The following is a 16145-nucleotide window of genomic DNA, read 5'->3' on the forward strand; positions in this document are numbered from 1 at the left end:
CCGCCTTTGTCCCCGAATTTTCACCTTCGATTCCATTCCCAAAAAATTCGGGGGCAACAGCGATCGGAGGCATGATCCGCACGCGCAGCGGGCTTCCCAAGCACGCACAGCACACGCTCCGCCGCTGACCGCGGCGATCACTTCAGGTGGACCATATACGTCACATTGTTCGACTTCTCGCCTTCGTACACAGTCTGGTACACCATCAGCGACTTACCGTCCGGGCTCCAGACGGCCGGGGAGTCATAGGCCTGGATCTCCGTGGACAGCGGCGTCGTTTTGCCGCTCGCCTTGTCGAACACGTACATGCCTTTCATGCCCTGCTCGCCCTCGGTGTACACCGAGAAGGCGATTTTGCTGCCGTCCGGCGACCAGCTCGGCCGGCCGAGAAGCGTTCCTTTGGCCACGGTTCCGAGCTTCTTGCCGCTGGCATCGATGAGCTGAAGCTCGGCGTCCTTGGTCGTGTTCCACTCGCGTTTCTCCAGGGCGATCGCGCTGCCGTCCGGCGACAGGCTGAATGTCACGACGCCTTCCTGGATCGTCTTGGCCTCAGGCGCCGATGCCGTAAACGACTTCAGCACGGTGTAGCCTGCGTGGACGCCCAAATAGTAATAACGGTCGCCCGCTTTGCTCGCCATGCGCGGCACGTTGTCGGACAACTCCGGATCCGAGAATTGGATCGGGGTCCGTTTGCCCTGCAGGTCGATCAATTGAAGCTTGCTGTCATCCGTGCTGACGAGGACATGCTGCGGATCGGCCCAGAACATATCCGACAGCATGGAGAATGCGCCCGTTTTCGTTACGGTTCCGGAAGCCGCATCCAGGAGATAACCCCCGATATCGTACTTGTCTTTCGGGTTGCCCCCCGTAAAAAAGACATGCTCCCCGTCCGGCGACGCGGCGGCCAGATATTGACCGGCCGTGGCCGGATTTTCCGTCAACTTGCGTTCGATATTGGAGGCGAAGTCATGGATCATCAGCACATGATTTCGTTCCACGATGGCTTCGTGGTCCGACAGCCAGGTCCGACCGTACACGTCTTTAAGCTTTTCGATTTGCTCCACCTGGATTTCTCCGGTATTTTTCCGGCCTTCGGCGGCCGTATCTATAACGGTGATCTGCTTGCCCGGCTTGTCGATGACCTCCCGGCTTGCATTGCTCTGCGGCGAACCGCAGCCGGCCAAAAGCGCACCTGCCATCATCACGCCGATCACTGGAGGAAGTAGTTTATGTCGTTTCATCATGAGCTTCATCCCTTCCTGATTTCTTACCCCCATCCTACACGCCAATGATATCCGGCATACGTCGAAATGTTTCCAAGTTGTAAACTTTTATTAAAAAAAGCATCAGCTGAAGCTCAGTTTATTCCCTGTGGTAGAGACATCGGCTATGTTCTCCTAGTCCTCCCTGCTGGAGTGCCGCGGAAACGAAACGATAAATGCGGTCTCCTCCGCATCCGAACGGATAAGTTCAAGCCGGCCCCCCTGCTTCTCCGCGAGCTGGGACGCCAGCGGCAGGCCTAGGCCGGTTCCGCCGGTGGAGCGGGCGCGGTCTTGGTGCAGCGTGGAGAAAGGCTCGAACAAATGCGCCCACCATTCCTGCGGAATGATCCGTCCCGTGTTGCGGACCGATACGCTCACCTTATCTTCCGAAGCCCGGCTTTGAATGACAATCCGGCCGCCGGGTCGGTTGTATTTGATCGCATTATCCAGCAGATTCATAAAAATATGAATGAAATGGTCCCGGTCTCCCCATACCCGGGCAGGCACGAAGTCAGTCTGTATCGTTAAATCGTATTTGGTGGCCTTGGCGCTGATCCGGGATACGACATCCTGCAGCAGATCCGCAAGCTCCACCTCTTCCGCCAGGGATTCAAAATCGTACTTCTCCAGCAGCGACAATCGCAGCACGTCCTCGACCAATTGATACAACCGCTCGGACTCTTTGGCAATCGCACTGCGCGCTTCCTCGATCAGCTGCGGATCGTCACCGTACATGCCCAGCAGATCCGTATAAGCCTGGATCGACGTCAGCGGCGTTTTAAACTCGTGGCTCACGTTATTGATAAACTGTTTCTGCTGCTGCTCAAGTGCCTGCAGCTTCTCCACGGCCAATTGCAGATGGTGCTTTTCCTCCTGGAGCGCAGCCATATGCCCTTTGATGTCACGGCTCATATGCAGAATGCCGGTTCCGAGCTGCCCAAGCTCGTCTTTCCGCCGCAGCGGGGAGCGCTCCGGATACTCCCCGCGGGAGATCCGGTCCGCCTCCGCCTTCAGCTTCACGATGTCCCTAACCTGACGGTATACATAAATAAATCCCAGAATAAAGCTGAGCAGCAATACGATGCCGCCTGTCCAAACCAGCCGGTACGCCATCCGGTTATAAAATTCATGCTGCGCCTTCAGCGACGTATGGAGCTGAACAACCCCCAGCATGCCGTCAGGCCCCTGCATCGGCGCAAGATAGATTAGGGAATCCGCTTCGGTAATGTAGGCGATTTTACCTTTCAGCGCATAAGACAGGGCATCTCCGACATCCGGTTTTTCCGCCAGCGGCAGGGAATTGCCCACCTCTTGGCCCTTCGCGTCGTACAGGATCACCCGCATGTTGGTGGAAATGCCAAGGTCCACGGCCAGCTCCTGCCCCTGTTTTCCCATAAAATCCACCGGTTTCAACCGTTCGCCCGTCAAATAATCCTGCTTGACCCTCATTTCGGCTACGTCGGCCTGCCGCTGCAGGCTCTCTTCCATCTGCTCGCGCTGATTGGTCTTGATTCCGCTGAGTACAAGCCAGCTGAGCACGCCGGTCGTAAACACCAGCAGCACTGCCAGGAACAGCGGAAACTTCCATTTCAGGCCGAGGCTCATGTGCCCTCCTCCAGCGCCTTATAGCCGATCCCGTATACCGTCTGCAGCATATAGTGGGCGTCGCCCAGCTTTTTCCGCAGCCGCTGGATATGAATGTCCACCGTTCGGGTGCCTCCCGCATACTCCATGCCCCATACGAGATCTAACAGATCCTCACGGGTGTACACCCGCCCAGGATGAAACACGAGCAGCGACAGCAGATCGAATTCCTTCGGCGTCAGCTCCAGCAGCCGGCCGCCGAGTTCTGCTGTGCGTTTGGCGGCATGAACGGTCAGCTGTCCAAGCACGGCTTTTTTCCCGTCCGGCGCAGGCGCGGGATCTTCCACTTTATCCAGCCGGCGGACGATCGATTTCACACGTGCGACCAGCTCGCGGATATCGAACGGTTTGGTCATAAAATCGTCGGCCCCAAGCTCCAGTCCCAGAACCTTGTCGACGATATCGTTTTTAACGGTCAGCATCAATATGCCGAGTCCCTTTCGGTTTTCCAGCCGGCGCAGCACCTCATAGCCGTTTGCCTTGGGCATCATGACGTCCAGCACCAGCATATCCGGGCGGAAGGTATCCGCCTGTTGCAGCGCCTCCTCACCGTCCGCGGCCGTTTCAACGACGAACCCCTCCCGTTTGAGCGCATAGGAAATCGCACTGCGGATGCTCGGCTCATCGTCGGCCACCAGAACTCTTTTTTCCTCCATCGACTATCACGTCACTTTCATCCGTTGATTATAAGCGGTGCCTGATTTTCTATCATTATAAGATATTGTGCACCATTCACAACATTTCTTGACCTAAGCACCTGTTCTTTGTAACACGCGGAAATTAAATTCAATCATAAATGACCAGACAGGACGCAAAAAGGGACATGCCTGCCCGGCACATCCCTTCCCCCTATTTTAACGCGATTGATCTTCAGAAACCTTCACTTTGCCGGTCGATTGGCGGATAACCAGGCTGGCCGGCTCCATAATTTCCGGCGGCGAGTATTCCGCATTTTCGATCATGGAGATCAGATGCTCAATCGACCTTGCGCCGATATTGTGTATGTTCTGGTTCACAGTCGTCAGGCTTGGCTTAAACACCTTGGCCTCAAAAATGTTGTCAAAGCCGACAACCGAAACATCCCCGGGAACGGAAAATCCCCATGCTTCAATTTCATGAATCGCCCCCATCGCAGCCATATCCGAAGTACACACGACAGCCGTCGGGGGAGACTGAAGATGAAGGAGCTTTCTCATGGCGACCATGCCGCCTTCAAAAGAATAATCACACACTTCCAGATACTTGTCCCTGTATTCGATGGAACAGTCCGCAAGGCCCTGCTTGTATCCCTGAAGCCGCCGTTCGGCTACCGTATGGCCGAGGGTACCGGCGATATAGGCGATATCCCGGTGGCCCAGCCCGTACAGATGGGAGACGGCCATATGAACGCCGTTCACGTTATCCGACGTAATATTTCCGACCCGGTTTCCCATGACGTCCGTATCCACAAACATGGTAGGAATATCGGAGCGGATCAACTCGCCGATAATCCGGTGGTCCCGCTCCACGCCGAAGATGACGACCCCATCCAGGTTCCTGCTCTCACAGTGGTCGATAAAAGAATAGCTTTCGTCGTTAAGCCGGGCCGAGAGGCGCATGAGATCATAGCCGCTGTTCTCCAGCGCCGTTTTGATGCCTTCCAGCAGCTCGGCCACATAAGGGTTCGTAAAGGGAATGTTGATCAGCACACCCACGGTCCACGATCTCCCGGTGACGAGGCCGCGTGCAATGGCATTGGGCCGGTAACGAAGAAGCTCAATCGCCGATCTTACTTTTTTCCTTGTTTTATCGCTGACGTCCGGATAATGGTTAATGACTTTGGAAACGGTTGCGACAGATACTCCAGCCTCTTTCGCCACATCATGAATGGAAGCCACTATACAATCACCTCAAATACAAATCAGTTGCCGATCAATTCAAAAATTTACGATTTCGAATATTCATGATGACGAATCTATTATACCTGAATGGCGAATGATGAGGTACTGGAACAAATGAAGCTTCCTTGACGCTCCTCGTCGGCGTTTACTGGTGATTCTGAATCTCCGCCAGATCCAGCGTCAGCTTCTCGATCGTCTTCACGAAAGCCGCCAGCTCCTGGGAGCTCTCCGCCTGTGCCCGGGCATGGACCGATGTCTGCCGGGTTTCCTGCTGCACGCTCTCCAGCCGGACCATGATACCCGACACTTTATCCTGGATCGTCTCCAGCGCTTCCCGCGAATGGGCTGCGAGCTTGCGCACCTCGCCGGCCACGACGGCAAAGCCTCTGCCGGAATCCCCGGCATGCGCCGCCTCGATCGCCGCGTTCAGTCCGAGCAGATGCGTCTGGTCGGCGATGCCCTTGATCAAGCCGCCCATGTTCTCGATTTGGGTGACATCCTCCTGCAGCTCGTCCATCAGCGAATGGGCCAGGTCCTGGGAAGCTGCGGTCACTTTCGCCGTCTCGGCGATTTGGCCGGCACTCTCGTTCAGCTCGGCAATCATGCCGGTCAGCTGCTGAACGACTTCGGTTACCGCCCGGAGCACCTGCTCCCGCTCGTCGGCAAGCTCCTGGATTTTTTCCTTTTCCTTCATATCATAAGCTTCCAGAACCAATTGCGAATCGAGGTTGAACATCTTGGTCAGGGGATGGATCACCTCGATCCAGCGGTCCGGAATGGCCTTCTTGAACAGCTCAACAGCGATGTCCAAATAAACCATGTAGCTGCCGAGATAATAATCCGTATTTAAGCCAACGCGCGAATGTACCAGTCCGATGGCGATTCTTTTCTCCAGAAACGGCTCGTCAATTACACCTTCAGCCAGCGACATCCAGTATTCCCGCTGGGTCGTCTTCAGCCTGTCGATCGTCGTTTTCCGTTCAATGATGCGCATGAGCTCCGGCTCCGAAGTGATATGCCGATAAAAATGGTCCACGACTTCATCGACCACCTTGCTGAATACGGGCTGGTGCGTCCGCAGAATCTCCAAATCCTTTTCCGTCAGTCCAATAAATTTCAGCTGCTTATGCCGCGCTTCCGATACTTGAATCATGTAGAATGGCTCCTTTAGAATTTCCCTGATTATACCAATTTTAAACAATCTAACTTTGTCTATTATAGTCTATATCGACGACTAAACAACTAAAATATAGTGCATCCGACTTATATTTTTAGTACAGTTTTACGAATGAATTGGAATAGCTCGCGGTCCATTCCAAAATGAAGAGCCGTTAATAATGTTCAACCATAAAAAAATGGCCCCCGATATGAATCAGGAGCCATTTTGACGCTGGAATAATTTGAGTTTCGGCTGATTACCGGTTCAGTAAGCTTCCTACATAGCGCAGCAGTTCGTTCGCGCATACCGGGCAATAGCCGTGCTCATCGATCAGCCTTTTGCTTACTTCGTTAATCCGCTTGAGCTGGGCGGCATCCGGCGTTTTGGTCGACGTCGTTATTTTTACGATATCCTTGAGGTCTGTAAACAGCTTCTTCTCGATCGCTTCGCGCAGACGGTCATGGTTATGGTATTCGAACTTTTTGCCCTTGCGGGAATATGACGAAATCCGGATAAGGATTTCTTCGCGGAACGCTTTTTTCGCATTTTCGGAAACGCCGATCTGCTCCTCGATGGAACGCATCAGCCTTTCGTCCGGATTCATTTCCTCATCGGTCAGCGGATCACGGATTTTCGCCCAGTTGCAGAACGCTTCGATGTTGTCGAGATAATTCTCGAACAGCGTTTTGGCCGACTCCTCAAAGGAATAGACAAAGGCCTTCTGCACTTCTTTTTTCGCCAGTTCGTCGTATTCTTTCCGGGCCACCGCAATGAAGTTCAGATAACGCTCCCGTTCGTCCTTCGTAATGGAGGCGTGCTGGTCAAGCCCGTCTTTGATGGCCCGCAGCACATCCAGCGCGTTAATGCATTGAAGGTCCTGCTTAATCAAAGCACTGGAAATCCGGTTGATAACATACCGCGGATCGACGCCGGACATGCCTTCTTCCAAATATTCAGACTGCATTTCCTTCAAATCGGCTTCTTTATAGCCTTCGATCTCCTCGCCATCGTACATTCTCATCTTTTTGACGAGGTCCATTCCCTGCTTCTTCGTCTCCTTGAGACGGGTCAGAATGGAGAAAATCGCGGCGGAACGCAGCGCATGCGGCGCAATATGGATATGCTTCATGTCGCTTTGCGAAATGAGCTTGCCGTAAATCTTTTCTTCATCCGATACCTTCAGGTTATAAGGAATCGGCATGACGATCATCCGAGACTGCAGCGCTTCGTTTTTCTTGTTGGCGATAAAGGCCTTGTACTCCGATTCGTTCGTGTGGGCAACGATGAGCTCGTCGGCGGAAATAAGCGCGAACCGGCCTGCCTTGAAATTGCCTTCCTGCGTGAGCGAGAGCAGGTTCCACAGAAACTTCTCGTCGCATTTGAGCATTTCCTGAAATTCCATCAGGCCGCGGTTGGCCTTGTTCAGCTCTCCATCAAAACGGTAGGCGCGGGGGTCAGATTCCGAACCGTATTCCGTAATGGTAGAAAAGTCGATGCTGCCAGTCAGGTCGGCGATATCCTGGGACTTCGGATCCGAAGGGCTGAATGTACCGATACCGACACGGCTATCTTCCGAGATCTGCACCCGGGTGACGGGCATTTTCTCGATGTCGCCGTCGTATTCGGTCCTCAGGCGCATTTGGCAGAAGGGCATAAATTGCCTTCGATCCGCACACCCAGTCTTTTTCCACTTCTGCCCTCAGCTCCAGCGGAATGAGATGAAGCGGTTCCTCATGCATCGGGCAGCCGTCAATGGCATATACCGCGCCTTGCGGCGTTCTCGAAAATTTCTCAAGTCCCCGCTTCAGCAGGGTCACAATCGTCGATTTCCCGCCGCTGACCGGCCCCATTAGCAGCAGAATCCGTTTACGGACGTCGAGCCTGCGGGCCGAGGAGTGGAAATACTCCTCCACCAGCTTTTCAATGGCACGATCCAGGCCGAAAATTTCCTGCTCAAAAAATTTATAACGTTTATGGCCGTTGACCTCTTCCACGCCGTATGATTTGATCATGTCATAGACGCGGGCATGCGCCGTCATCGCCGGTGATGGGTCCTGACGAAGAAGGTCGATGTATTCTTTAAAGGTGCCATTCCATGCCAGTTGATCGCTCTCTGCCCGATATGCCGCTACGCGTTCGAAAATATCCATGCAAGTACCTCCTATGACTCGGTTATGAAATCGCAAGCTACTCCTACAAAATGCGTCAAGGGTCAACTGCTCCCATCGATTCTTAAAAAGTGTATTACATACCTATGCGGGACCGTGGGATTAGTTGACCTCTTTTTTCGCCCATGTCAGATTGTCTTTTTCTATAAAAGCAAGGGTGCTGCGACTTTCCCGGCGGGATATCTGCCCTTAGGATTCGGGTTCTTCATTTGAAATGATATAATGAACAAAGAATTCAGAAGCGGATCACCGCAGAAGGAGAGCCTGAACATGTCCGTCCAGCATGAAACCGAACTTTACGAGCCATTGAAGGCTTTTTTTGAGCGGCAGGGCTACGAGGTCAAAGGCGAAGTTCGCCACTGCGACCTGGTGGGCCTGCATCCGGACGAGGAAGAGCCGCTGATCGTGGAAATGAAAAAGACGTTCAACCTCTCCCTGCTGCTGCAGGGAGTCGAACGTCTCAAGCTGAGCCCTCATGTATATTTGGCGGTGGAGCGCAACCGCAGCAAGCGGGGTGCCGTGAACCAGCGCTGGGATGACATCACCGGTTTATGCCGCAGGCTGGGCGTCGGTCTGATCACCGTCACCTTCTATAAAACTAAGAAGCCGCTGGTGGAAGTGCTCTGCGAGCCGGGAACGCCTTACGTGCCAACCCGCAGGATGAAAGTCCGCAAGTCCCGGCTGCTCTACGAATTCCGCGAACGCAGCGGCGATTATAACGTCGGCGGCACCACCAGGGCGAAGCTGATGACGGCTTACCGGGAAAAAGCGCTTCGCGTCGCCGGCGCCCTCGCAGGCGCACCGGAAGGCGGCCTGTCGCCCGCGCATTTACGGGAGAAAAGCGGCGTGCCGAATGCGGCGGCCATCCTGCAGAACAACTATTACGGCTGGTTCCAGCGGATCTCGCGCGGCCGCTACCTCCTGACGCCGGCAGGCACCGCCGATTTGGAGCGCTATGCCGGCATCCTGGAGACGGGGGCATCCAGTTTGCCCGCTCTTGTGGAAACGGCCACGCCGGCGCGCGCCTCACGTCGCAAAAAGACTTAGCTGCGCGCCGTAAATTCGCCGATCGCTTCGCCGATCAGACTCATGCCCAGCAGCAGCTCATCACGGCCGGGGTGGGTGAAATTCAGCCGAATCCAGCCGCTTCCCCGCCCGTCCGGGTAGCACAGCGTGCCGGGGAGAAAAGCTGCGCCCTTACCCAAGGCGCATTTCAAGAGGGCCAGACTGTCCAGCCCATCCGGCAGCTGAAGCCAGATAAACATCCCCCCCTTGGGGATGACGTAGCTGGCATCCTGCCATGCCGGCCGCTGCAGCAGCCCGTTCATCAGCTTCAGGCGGGTGTCGTATTCGCGGTTCAGCATTTTGATATGCTCATGAATATCGAAAGCGGAGGATTCCAGCATGTTGTGCAGGAAGCGCTGGTTCAGCGTGCTGGACTGCCAATCGGCCAGCTGCTTGGCGGCGGCCAGCATATCGATCAGCGGCCGGCTTCCGGCGGCCCAGCCCGTACGCAGCGCCGGAGCGATCGTTTTGCTGAACGAACCAATGTAGAGCACCCCCTGTCCGCTGCCCGAGCCGTCCAGCGCAAACAGGGAGGGATACAGACTGGTGAATTCCCGCTGCGATAACTTTTCAAAATGTAGATCCCCGTATGAATTGTCTTCTATAATGAGGATATTGTGCTCCCTGCACAGGTCAAGCACTTCCTTGCGCCGTTCTAAGCTCCATAGGACCCCCGTCGGATTGGAGAAATTCGGTGAGGCTACCAGCAGCTTCGGCTGCGTCCGCTCAATCTGTTCCAGCAAACGTTCCGGAATCAGGCCATTCTGGTCGCTGTCCACCGGAATGACGACAGCCCCCTGCATCTTGAACACCTGCAAGTATCCCGGCGAAGCCGGACTTTCCACAAGCACGCGGTCCCCTGGCTCCACATAGACGCGGGCCAGCAGATCCATTGCCTGCTGGACGCCGGTCGTCAGCAGAATTTGATCCGGACCCACATCGATGCGCTTCGTGCGCTTCCAGTCCTCCGACAACCATTCGCGCAACGGCAAAAAGCCCTGCGGCTCCCCATACTGAAGTGCCGTAGGACTATTCGAAATCACTGCTGCCGCTGCTGCCTCCAGGGAAGATACGGGAAATAACTCTTCGGCCGGAAGCTCCTCTGCAAAAGAAATGAAGGATTCCCGATTTGCCAAGGACCGGATGAGATGAAGCGGTGACGACAGCATGACCTCCGTACGGGCTGCAAAGGAATACTGCATGGTCTCTCCTCCCATTTATCTCTTATTGGGTTCGGTCTCTCTATATAATTTACAACCCTAAAGTATGTATTCAGAGACGCATGGAATTATGCCGTATTCAAATGTACATCGCTCGCTTCTGGCGTGAATGAAGCGCAAATTTTTCGATGGCCTGGGCCCGTGTGGACACCCCCAGCTTGACGTAAATTTTGCGCAGGTAGTTATCGATGGATCTTCGGCTGACGGTAATTTCCGTTGCGATCTTATCGTAGGTAATCCCCTGTACGATCCGTTCCATAATAAAAATCTCCGTCTCGGTCAGATCAAACATCCCTTCCGCCGAGGGAGCCGCCTGCATCTGCCAGATCCCCTGCTTCAGCCATTCAATCGGCAGGGCGGCAAAACCTTCGCGCAGCCCGTCGATCATCAGCATGAGCTGGGAGGCCGAGGCCTGTTTCGACAAAATCCCGCTCCCCCCGTGATGAATGATCGGATGCAGCAGCTTCAAACCGTCATGATCCGTCAAGATGAGGACATGGCTCTCCGGAGAACTGCTCTTCAGCTTCTCCAGCAGCGGTTCCGCTGTTCCCTCGGGCATCTGGTAGTCCAACAGAACCAGATCGGGCTGGTGCTCGATCACCAGCACCAATCCTTCGTCCCAGGTTGAGGCCATCCCCGTTACCTTCAGATTCTCCCGTTCCTCCAGTATCAACTTGGTGCCCAGCATACTTGTGGGGTGGCTATCGATAATCACAACCCGCCAAACTCTCGTCATTTCAATGGTAACCTCCTGGTACTGATCGTATTGAATATAAAGTACAGCAGCGTTTCTCCTCCGCTCACAAGCGCGTTAAACGCTTGTTTTAAGACGTTTCTATTTTCATAACAAGGCTCGCTAAACGGTTATGTATAATATAAATCTATCAGTCTTAAACAGATTGTATCGCACCCCTATTATTTCGTGCAATCTATTTTTAGGTATTTTTATGACTTGTATTCATTTTTGCGAAAATAATAGGGTAATGATAGAATGGGGACTGGAAAAAATTCTACGAAAACCGAGGTGATGACATTGCAAACTTCGACAGGGCCTTCCGCACCATTCGGAAACCAGCCCAAGAGGGAGAGGCAGCCCTCCGTCAAGTTCGTGCTCCTGATATGGATACTGCTGATTGTACTGGGCATCGGCGCTGCCTATTTATATAGCAATCATGTGAAACAGGAAATGATAAAGCAGCTTCAGGCAAGTACGGAAAACCAGATGAACGATTTAAAAAAGAGTTACGAGGCTCAGTTTAACGAACTGGCGGGGCAAGTTAAGGAGCTGGAGAGCAAGGTGCAGTCCTTTAACGAACTGCTGACGTTCACCAAGGATAACGCCACGAGCAAAACCGATAACAGCAACAAGCTGTACACCCAGCTGAACGAAGTGAAGAAACAGCTGGACACGCTGCAGAAAAAGATGGATCTGCTCAAATGAATGTAAGCATCAAACAGATCAACCGCTTTTTTCTGCTCGTGACCGCTCCGTTCGTTGGATTGTTCATCTATTTGCTGTTCAGCCTAGGTTCCCTACATATCCAGGTCGATACCGCAGCGTACGTTCCGGCAGATACGCTCAAGCCGCATACCGACTCGCTGCTGAAGGAGCTGGACAAGGCCGACAAAACCGTGAAAGTAACCATTTCGTCCATCAGCAAGACGTCCAGGCTGTACAAGCAGACGACTTCAGCGATGAATGCGATCGAGGCAACGGCCAAGACACAAGCCGGACGTCCCGAGTTCATCTACAATAAACGGATTACGTCCAAGCTCGGCGTCCCTATTGAACGCGTCGATAGCGACCGAATCCGGATCGAGCTCTACAAGGTCAACCCGGGTGTGTATAATGGATATGCTATGAAGGTGAAGCTCAAGGATCCCTCTGCCATGGGCATGAGCCTTGCCAAGGACAAGCTGGGAAGCTCCGAAACGACGATGCAGGCCGTAAGCCGGCACGGGGCCGTGGCTGGGATCAATGCCGGAGGATTTGCCGACACCAGCGGCAAGCGTTATCCGCTCAGCACCACCGTCATGAACGGAGAGTATCTTACGGGATTCCAGTCCAGCTTCAAGGATCTCTTCTTCGTGGGGCTGAACAAATCCGGCAAGCTTATCGGCGGCAAGTTCCAGAATCAGTCCGAACTGGACCGCCTGCAGCCCAAATTCGGGGCGACCTTCGTGCCGATGCTGCTAAAAAACGGCCAGCCCGTTGAAATCCCGCTCAAATGGAAGCAGTCTCCCAACCGTGCGCCGCGGACCGTAATCGGCAAATACAAAGACGACCAGCTGCTGATCATCGTCGTGGACGGGCGCAACGAAAACGGCAGCTCGGGAGCCACCCTCCAAGAGCTGCAGAGTAAAATGTTCCATCTCGGCGTCACCGATGCCTATAATCTGGATGGCGGTGGCTCTTCGACCCTGGTGCTGAACGGCAGGGTGGTCAACCACCCGTCGGACGGCAGCATGCGCCCGGTCCCGACCAACTTTTTATTTTATAAATAATGTATCCTTAAGCTGCAAAAAAATTATGAACAAAATGACGAATTCATTTATTTTTCCAGCAAGTGTGGGTATAATAGGCTTATTGAGCAATGGTAGTTCAGCGGGAGGTGGCCTTAAATGTCGTTCTCATTAACTTTTTGGATTTGTATGGTGGTGCTGCTAATGTTCCTGGTCGGCATCCTAACCGCAGCTTATAACGATGATAAAACTAAAGGACTGTAAGGCCGAAGAGGCTTCCTGTATAGGAAGCCTTTTTTCATGGACACCTGATCCATAAAAGCGAAGTTATAAACAGACATGGCTATAAAAGAAAAACACCACGAAAACTCGTGATGCCCAAATGAAAGTTATGCATGCTTTTGCAATTGCAGCATGTCGGATTGACACTGGCCGCAAATATACCGCTCTTTGAATTCCGTCACTTCGTCCATCGAACCGCAAAACACGCATTTCGGACGGTAACGTTCCAGAATGATGTGGTCCCCCTGCACCAGAATCTCGACAGGATCTCCTTCGTTCATCTGATAACGTTTTCTAAGCGACTTCGGCAGGACGATTCTTCCGAGCTGATCTACCTTGCGTACAACACCGGCAGGTTTCATGTTCAACACCTCTCCCTATGACTAATCGAATGTAAAGTGATTAGAAAGTACCCCCTGTGATCATTATTCATACTTTCCAATCCAGAAATATGGGTCTTTTCTAATAGTTCGATGTGACGATGTCGAATCCTGCTCCGGATTAAAATTTTATTACTTTATTTTAGAAGCTGAATTTTTCCGTGTATTGTATCTAAATACAGTCCTTATTCCATCCCCGGATAATCGAGTTGCCGCAGCGCTTCATACACGATGATCGCCGCCGAATTGGACAGGTTCAATGACCGGACCTTATCCGTCATCGGCATGCGCATACACGTATCAGGGTTGGCGGCAAGCAGTTCCTCCGGAAGTCCCTTCGTTTCCTTGCCGAACACGAGAAAATCCTCGTCCTGGAACTGAAAGTCTGTGTATCGTTTGTCGGCTTTTGTCGTCGCATAGAAGAAACGCCGGCCGGCGTACATCTCCTGCACCTCTGCAAAAGATTCATGGTATTCAATATGAACCGCATACCAGTAATCCAGGCCCGCGCGCTTCAACGTCGCGTCATCGGTGCGAAAACCAAGCGGCTTCACGAGATGCAGGTGAGCTCCCGTCGCTGCGCAGGTTCTGGCGATATTGCCGGTATTAGCGGGAATTTCAGGTTCAACAAGTACGATGTGCAATGCCATAGATCGTTTTCCACTCCATTCATTTTCTATACAAAATGAACTAAAGGTTAATCATGCTTCACCTTTTTAGTTCAAATGATATTGCTAAAGTTTAAAAAGCCTCTCGCCGATAAACGGCGAAAGGCGCTCACTCATGGATGTTCTGGCTTCAGGCTTCATTACCCATGATTCTTTTGAAAATGGTTCATAAAATCAGCCAGTGCTTTAACATTCTCGTAAGGAACGGCGTTGTAAATCGAAGCGCGCAGACCGCCGACGCTGCGGTGTCCCTTCAGACCTACAAAACCTTCCTGTTCCGATTCCTTAATAAACTGCTTCTCCAGCTCTTCGGAAGGAAGACGGAATGTAATATTCATAATCGAGCGGCTGCCCGCCTCTACCGGTCCGCGGTAGAAGCCTTCGCTGCTGTCTATTGTATCATAAATCAAGCCGGCTTTCTCCCGGTTGATCTTCTCCACTCCGGCTAGAGAGCCTTGTTCTTCGATCCACTTCAGCACTTCGTTGACCATGTATACCGAAAAGGACGGTGGGGTGTTGTAAAGAGAGTTGTTCGCCGCATGCGTGCTGTAGCGCAGCATCGTTGGGATATGCTTCGGCGACTCAGCCAGCAGTTCTTCCCGGGCGATGACGACCGTTACGCCGGAAGGTCCCAGGTTCTTTTGCGCTCCTGCATAGATAAAGTCGAACTGATTCACGTCGAACTCGCGGCACAGGATGTCGCTGGACATGTCCGCAATCAGCGGTACGCTGCCTGTATCCGGATACTGCTGGTACTGGCTGCCTTCGATCGTTTCATTGGACGTTACGTGCAGGTATGCGGCATTTTCCGGAATTTCGATGCTGCTCAGATCCGGAATCGACATAAACTTATTGTTCTCCGAAGAAGCGGCAATATGCGTCTCCCCGATCAAGCGCGCTTCCTTCTCCGCTTTGCTGGCCCAGCTGCCTGTCAAGACATAGCTTCCGGTCTTGCCGGCTGTCAGAAAGTTCATTGGCACCATCGCAAACTGGGTGCTGGCACCCCCCTGCAGAAACAGTACCTTGTATCCCGAAGGATTACCCAGGAGGGACAGCAGACGGCTCTGCGCTTCGTTGTGGACTTCCTCGTAGACCTTGCCGCGGTGCGACATCTCCATGATGGACATCCCTGTCCCCTGGAAATCCACGAATTCAGCTTGTGCGCGTTCCAGCACTTCCAGCGGCAATGCAGCAGGGCCAGCGTTAAAATTGTATGCTCTCTTTGTCAAAACAACTCCCCATCCTCTCTCTTATCGCAAATGATAATATGGCAATGATAGCAGTATTCCCAAGGGCCATCAAGTACAAAAAAGCACATAGTATGACGCCTTGCGGACGTTTGTTTTTATCTATTACTTTAACACAATTTATTTAACGGAGTAAAGCACTGCAGGAAATGGCAGATCAAAAGTCGACAGTATTCGGCAGATCCAGCAAGGGGGTCCTCGATAGCCGTCATCACCGGAGTTTTCCCAACAGCCCTAAATTCCCTTCCTGAGTAGCCCCACACTTACTCCCCTGCCCAGCGGAGCGGACACCGCAATTCCGGAACAGCGCAGCGGTCGCCTTTGTTTTCCCGTTTCTACCGCAAACAGCGGCTAGTTCAAGAAACGGAAAACAACACGCGAGTGGAGGAATGCGGAGTACGCGAACGCTGGCCCGGCATGGCATATGCTGCCGCATGCAGGCTTAGCTCCCCTTGGCAGACAAATCACCCTCATCGTGAAGGCTGCTGCCGTGTTGTCTCCCTGAGCACCAGCACAATTGCATCCCTGAACTGCCCACACTTACTCCTCCGCCCAGCGGAGCGGACACCGCAATTCCGTAAGCAGCGCAGCGGTCGCCTTTGTTTTCCCGTTTCTACCGCGGACAGCGGCTAAATTCAAGAAACGGGAAAACAACAGCGAGTGAAGGAATGCGGTGAGAGCGGAGTGCTGCTGACAGCGTTGCTTCA

The 16145-nt window shown here is 53.1% G+C and carries 14 protein-coding genes and 1 pseudogene; 3 read left to right on the forward strand and 12 right to left on the reverse strand.

What is annotated here, in order from left to right:
• Window positions 1–137 precede the first annotated feature (137 nt).
• The 7 genes and pseudogenes from CPT76_RS02490 to CPT76_RS41825 all read right to left on the reverse strand — a co-directional run.
• Window positions 138–1244: a PD40 domain-containing protein gene (locus CPT76_RS02490; protein ID WP_181152662.1), complete on the reverse strand. Its 1107-nt coding sequence runs from the start codon at window positions 1242–1244 to the stop codon at window positions 138–140.
• Between the two features lie 153 nt (window positions 1245–1397).
• A complete protein-coding gene (locus CPT76_RS02495; RefSeq protein WP_105441823.1) occupies window positions 1398–2867 on the reverse strand; it encodes a sensor histidine kinase in 1470 nt (489 codons plus the stop codon).
• Window positions 2864–3562: a response regulator transcription factor gene (locus CPT76_RS02500; RefSeq protein ID WP_105441824.1), complete on the reverse strand. Its 699-nt coding sequence runs from the start codon at window positions 3560–3562 to the stop codon at window positions 2864–2866. Before CPT76_RS02500 ends, CPT76_RS02495 begins: the two co-directional genes overlap by 4 nt.
• Window positions 3563–3760: 198 nt before the next feature.
• On the reverse strand, window positions 3761–4783 hold the full coding sequence (locus tag CPT76_RS02505) for a LacI family DNA-binding transcriptional regulator (protein WP_105441825.1): 1023 nt from the start codon (window positions 4781–4783) through the stop codon (window positions 3761–3763).
• A gap of 148 nt (window positions 4784–4931) precedes the next feature.
• Window positions 4932–5939: a globin-coupled sensor protein gene (locus CPT76_RS41180; protein WP_089545748.1), complete on the reverse strand. Its 1008-nt coding sequence runs from the start codon at window positions 5937–5939 to the stop codon at window positions 4932–4934.
• A gap of 262 nt (window positions 5940–6201) precedes the next feature.
• Entirely contained in the window at window positions 6202–7074 is an 873-nt protein-coding gene (locus tag CPT76_RS41820; protein WP_374954592.1) for a hypothetical protein, read from the reverse strand.
• Window positions 7051–8095, reverse strand: a pseudogene (locus CPT76_RS41825) (protein prkA); the annotation flags it as partial. The pseudogene CPT76_RS41825 and the gene CPT76_RS41820, both read right to left, overlap by 24 nt.
• A 288-nt stretch (window positions 8096–8383) precedes the next feature.
• Between CPT76_RS41825 and CPT76_RS02520 the strand changes: the two are divergent.
• Window positions 8384–9160, forward strand: coding sequence for a DUF2161 domain-containing phosphodiesterase (locus CPT76_RS02520; RefSeq protein WP_076170628.1), 777 nt, complete (start codon window positions 8384–8386; stop codon window positions 9158–9160).
• Here the strand turns inward: CPT76_RS02520 and CPT76_RS02525 are convergent.
• Together CPT76_RS02525 and CPT76_RS02530 are read right to left on the reverse strand one after the other, a co-directional pair.
• Complete coding sequence (locus CPT76_RS02525) at window positions 9157–10380, reverse strand: aminotransferase-like domain-containing protein (protein ID WP_105441826.1); 1224 nt, start codon at window positions 10378–10380, stop codon at window positions 9157–9159. The two genes, CPT76_RS02520 and CPT76_RS02525, sit on opposite strands and share 4 nt — an antisense overlap.
• A 97-nt stretch (window positions 10381–10477) precedes the next feature.
• Window positions 10478–11134, reverse strand: coding sequence for a response regulator transcription factor (locus tag CPT76_RS02530; RefSeq protein ID WP_076170630.1), 657 nt, complete (start codon window positions 11132–11134; stop codon window positions 10478–10480).
• 291 nt (window positions 11135–11425) lie between these two features.
• On the opposite strand from CPT76_RS02530, the gene CPT76_RS02535 reads away from it, so the two are divergent.
• Both CPT76_RS02535 and CPT76_RS02540 read left to right on the forward strand, forming a co-directional pair.
• The gene (locus CPT76_RS02535) at window positions 11426–11839 is read left to right on the forward strand and encodes a uroporphyrinogen-III C-methyltransferase (protein WP_105441887.1); all 414 of its coding nucleotides are present in this window, start codon (window positions 11426–11428) and stop codon (window positions 11837–11839) included.
• A complete protein-coding gene (locus tag CPT76_RS02540; RefSeq protein ID WP_105441827.1) occupies window positions 11836–12903 on the forward strand; it encodes a phosphodiester glycosidase family protein in 1068 nt (355 codons plus the stop codon). The genes CPT76_RS02535 and CPT76_RS02540 overlap by 4 nt, the downstream gene beginning before the upstream one ends.
• Window positions 12904–13250: 347 nt before the next feature.
• On the opposite strand, the gene CPT76_RS02545 is transcribed toward CPT76_RS02540, so the two are convergent.
• From CPT76_RS02545 to serC, 3 genes are all read right to left on the reverse strand, one after another.
• Window positions 13251–13505 carry an AbrB/MazE/SpoVT family DNA-binding domain-containing protein gene (locus CPT76_RS02545; protein ID WP_076170632.1) on the reverse strand — a complete coding sequence of 85 codons (255 nt, stop codon included), beginning with the start codon at window positions 13503–13505 and terminating at the stop codon, window positions 13251–13253.
• A 203-nt stretch (window positions 13506–13708) separates the two neighbouring features.
• Entirely contained in the window at window positions 13709–14173 is a 465-nt protein-coding gene (gene trmL / locus CPT76_RS02550; protein ID WP_076170633.1) for a tRNA (uridine(34)/cytosine(34)/5-carboxymethylaminomethyluridine(34)-2'-O)-methyltransferase TrmL, read from the reverse strand.
• Window positions 14174–14331: 158 nt separating this feature from the next.
• A complete protein-coding gene (gene serC / locus CPT76_RS02555; protein ID WP_105441828.1) occupies window positions 14332–15420 on the reverse strand; it encodes a 3-phosphoserine/phosphohydroxythreonine transaminase in 1089 nt (362 codons plus the stop codon).
• Window positions 15421–16145: the final 725 nt, after the last annotated feature.

The sequence above is a fragment of the Paenibacillus sp. AR247 genome, assembly GCF_002968895.1.
GTDB classification, from domain to species: domain Bacteria; phylum Bacillota; class Bacilli; order Paenibacillales; family Paenibacillaceae; genus Paenibacillus_AQ; species Paenibacillus_AQ favisporus.

Bases quoted from the DNA above. Each gene is read 5' to 3' on its own strand.
- CPT76_RS02495 (WP_105441823.1), bottom strand. From the start codon at position 2,867: ATGAGCCTCGGCCTGAAATGGAAGTTTCCGCTGTTCCTGGCAGTGCTG.
- CPT76_RS02545 (WP_076170632.1), bottom strand. From the start codon at position 13,505: ATGAAACCTGCCGGTGTTGTACGCAAGGTAGATCAGCTCGGAAGAATC.
- CPT76_RS02540 (WP_105441827.1), top strand. From the start codon at position 11,836: ATGAATGTAAGCATCAAACAGATCAACCGCTTTTTTCTGCTCGTGACC.
- CPT76_RS41820 (WP_374954592.1), bottom strand. From the start codon at position 7,074: ATGAAGCATATCCATATTGCGCCGCATGCGCTGCGTTCCGCCGCGATT.
- CPT76_RS02520 (WP_076170628.1), top strand. From the start codon at position 8,384: ATGTCCGTCCAGCATGAAACCGAACTTTACGAGCCATTGAAGGCTTTT.
- CPT76_RS02490 (WP_181152662.1), bottom strand. From the start codon at position 1,244: ATGATGAAACGACATAAACTACTTCCTCCAGTGATCGGCGTGATGATG.
- CPT76_RS02535 (WP_105441887.1), top strand. From the start codon at position 11,426: ATGACATTGCAAACTTCGACAGGGCCTTCCGCACCATTCGGAAACCAG.
- CPT76_RS02530 (WP_076170630.1), bottom strand. From the start codon at position 11,134: ATGACGAGAGTTTGGCGGGTTGTGATTATCGATAGCCACCCCACAAGT.
- CPT76_RS41180 (WP_089545748.1), bottom strand. From the start codon at position 5,939: ATGATTCAAGTATCGGAAGCGCGGCATAAGCAGCTGAAATTTATTGGA.
- CPT76_RS02500 (WP_105441824.1), bottom strand. From the start codon at position 3,562: ATGGAGGAAAAAAGAGTTCTGGTGGCCGACGATGAGCCGAGCATCCGC.
- CPT76_RS02525 (WP_105441826.1), bottom strand. From the start codon at position 10,380: ATGCAGTATTCCTTTGCAGCCCGTACGGAGGTCATGCTGTCGTCACCG.
- trmL (WP_076170633.1), bottom strand. From the start codon at position 14,173: ATGGCATTGCACATCGTACTTGTTGAACCTGAAATTCCCGCTAATACC.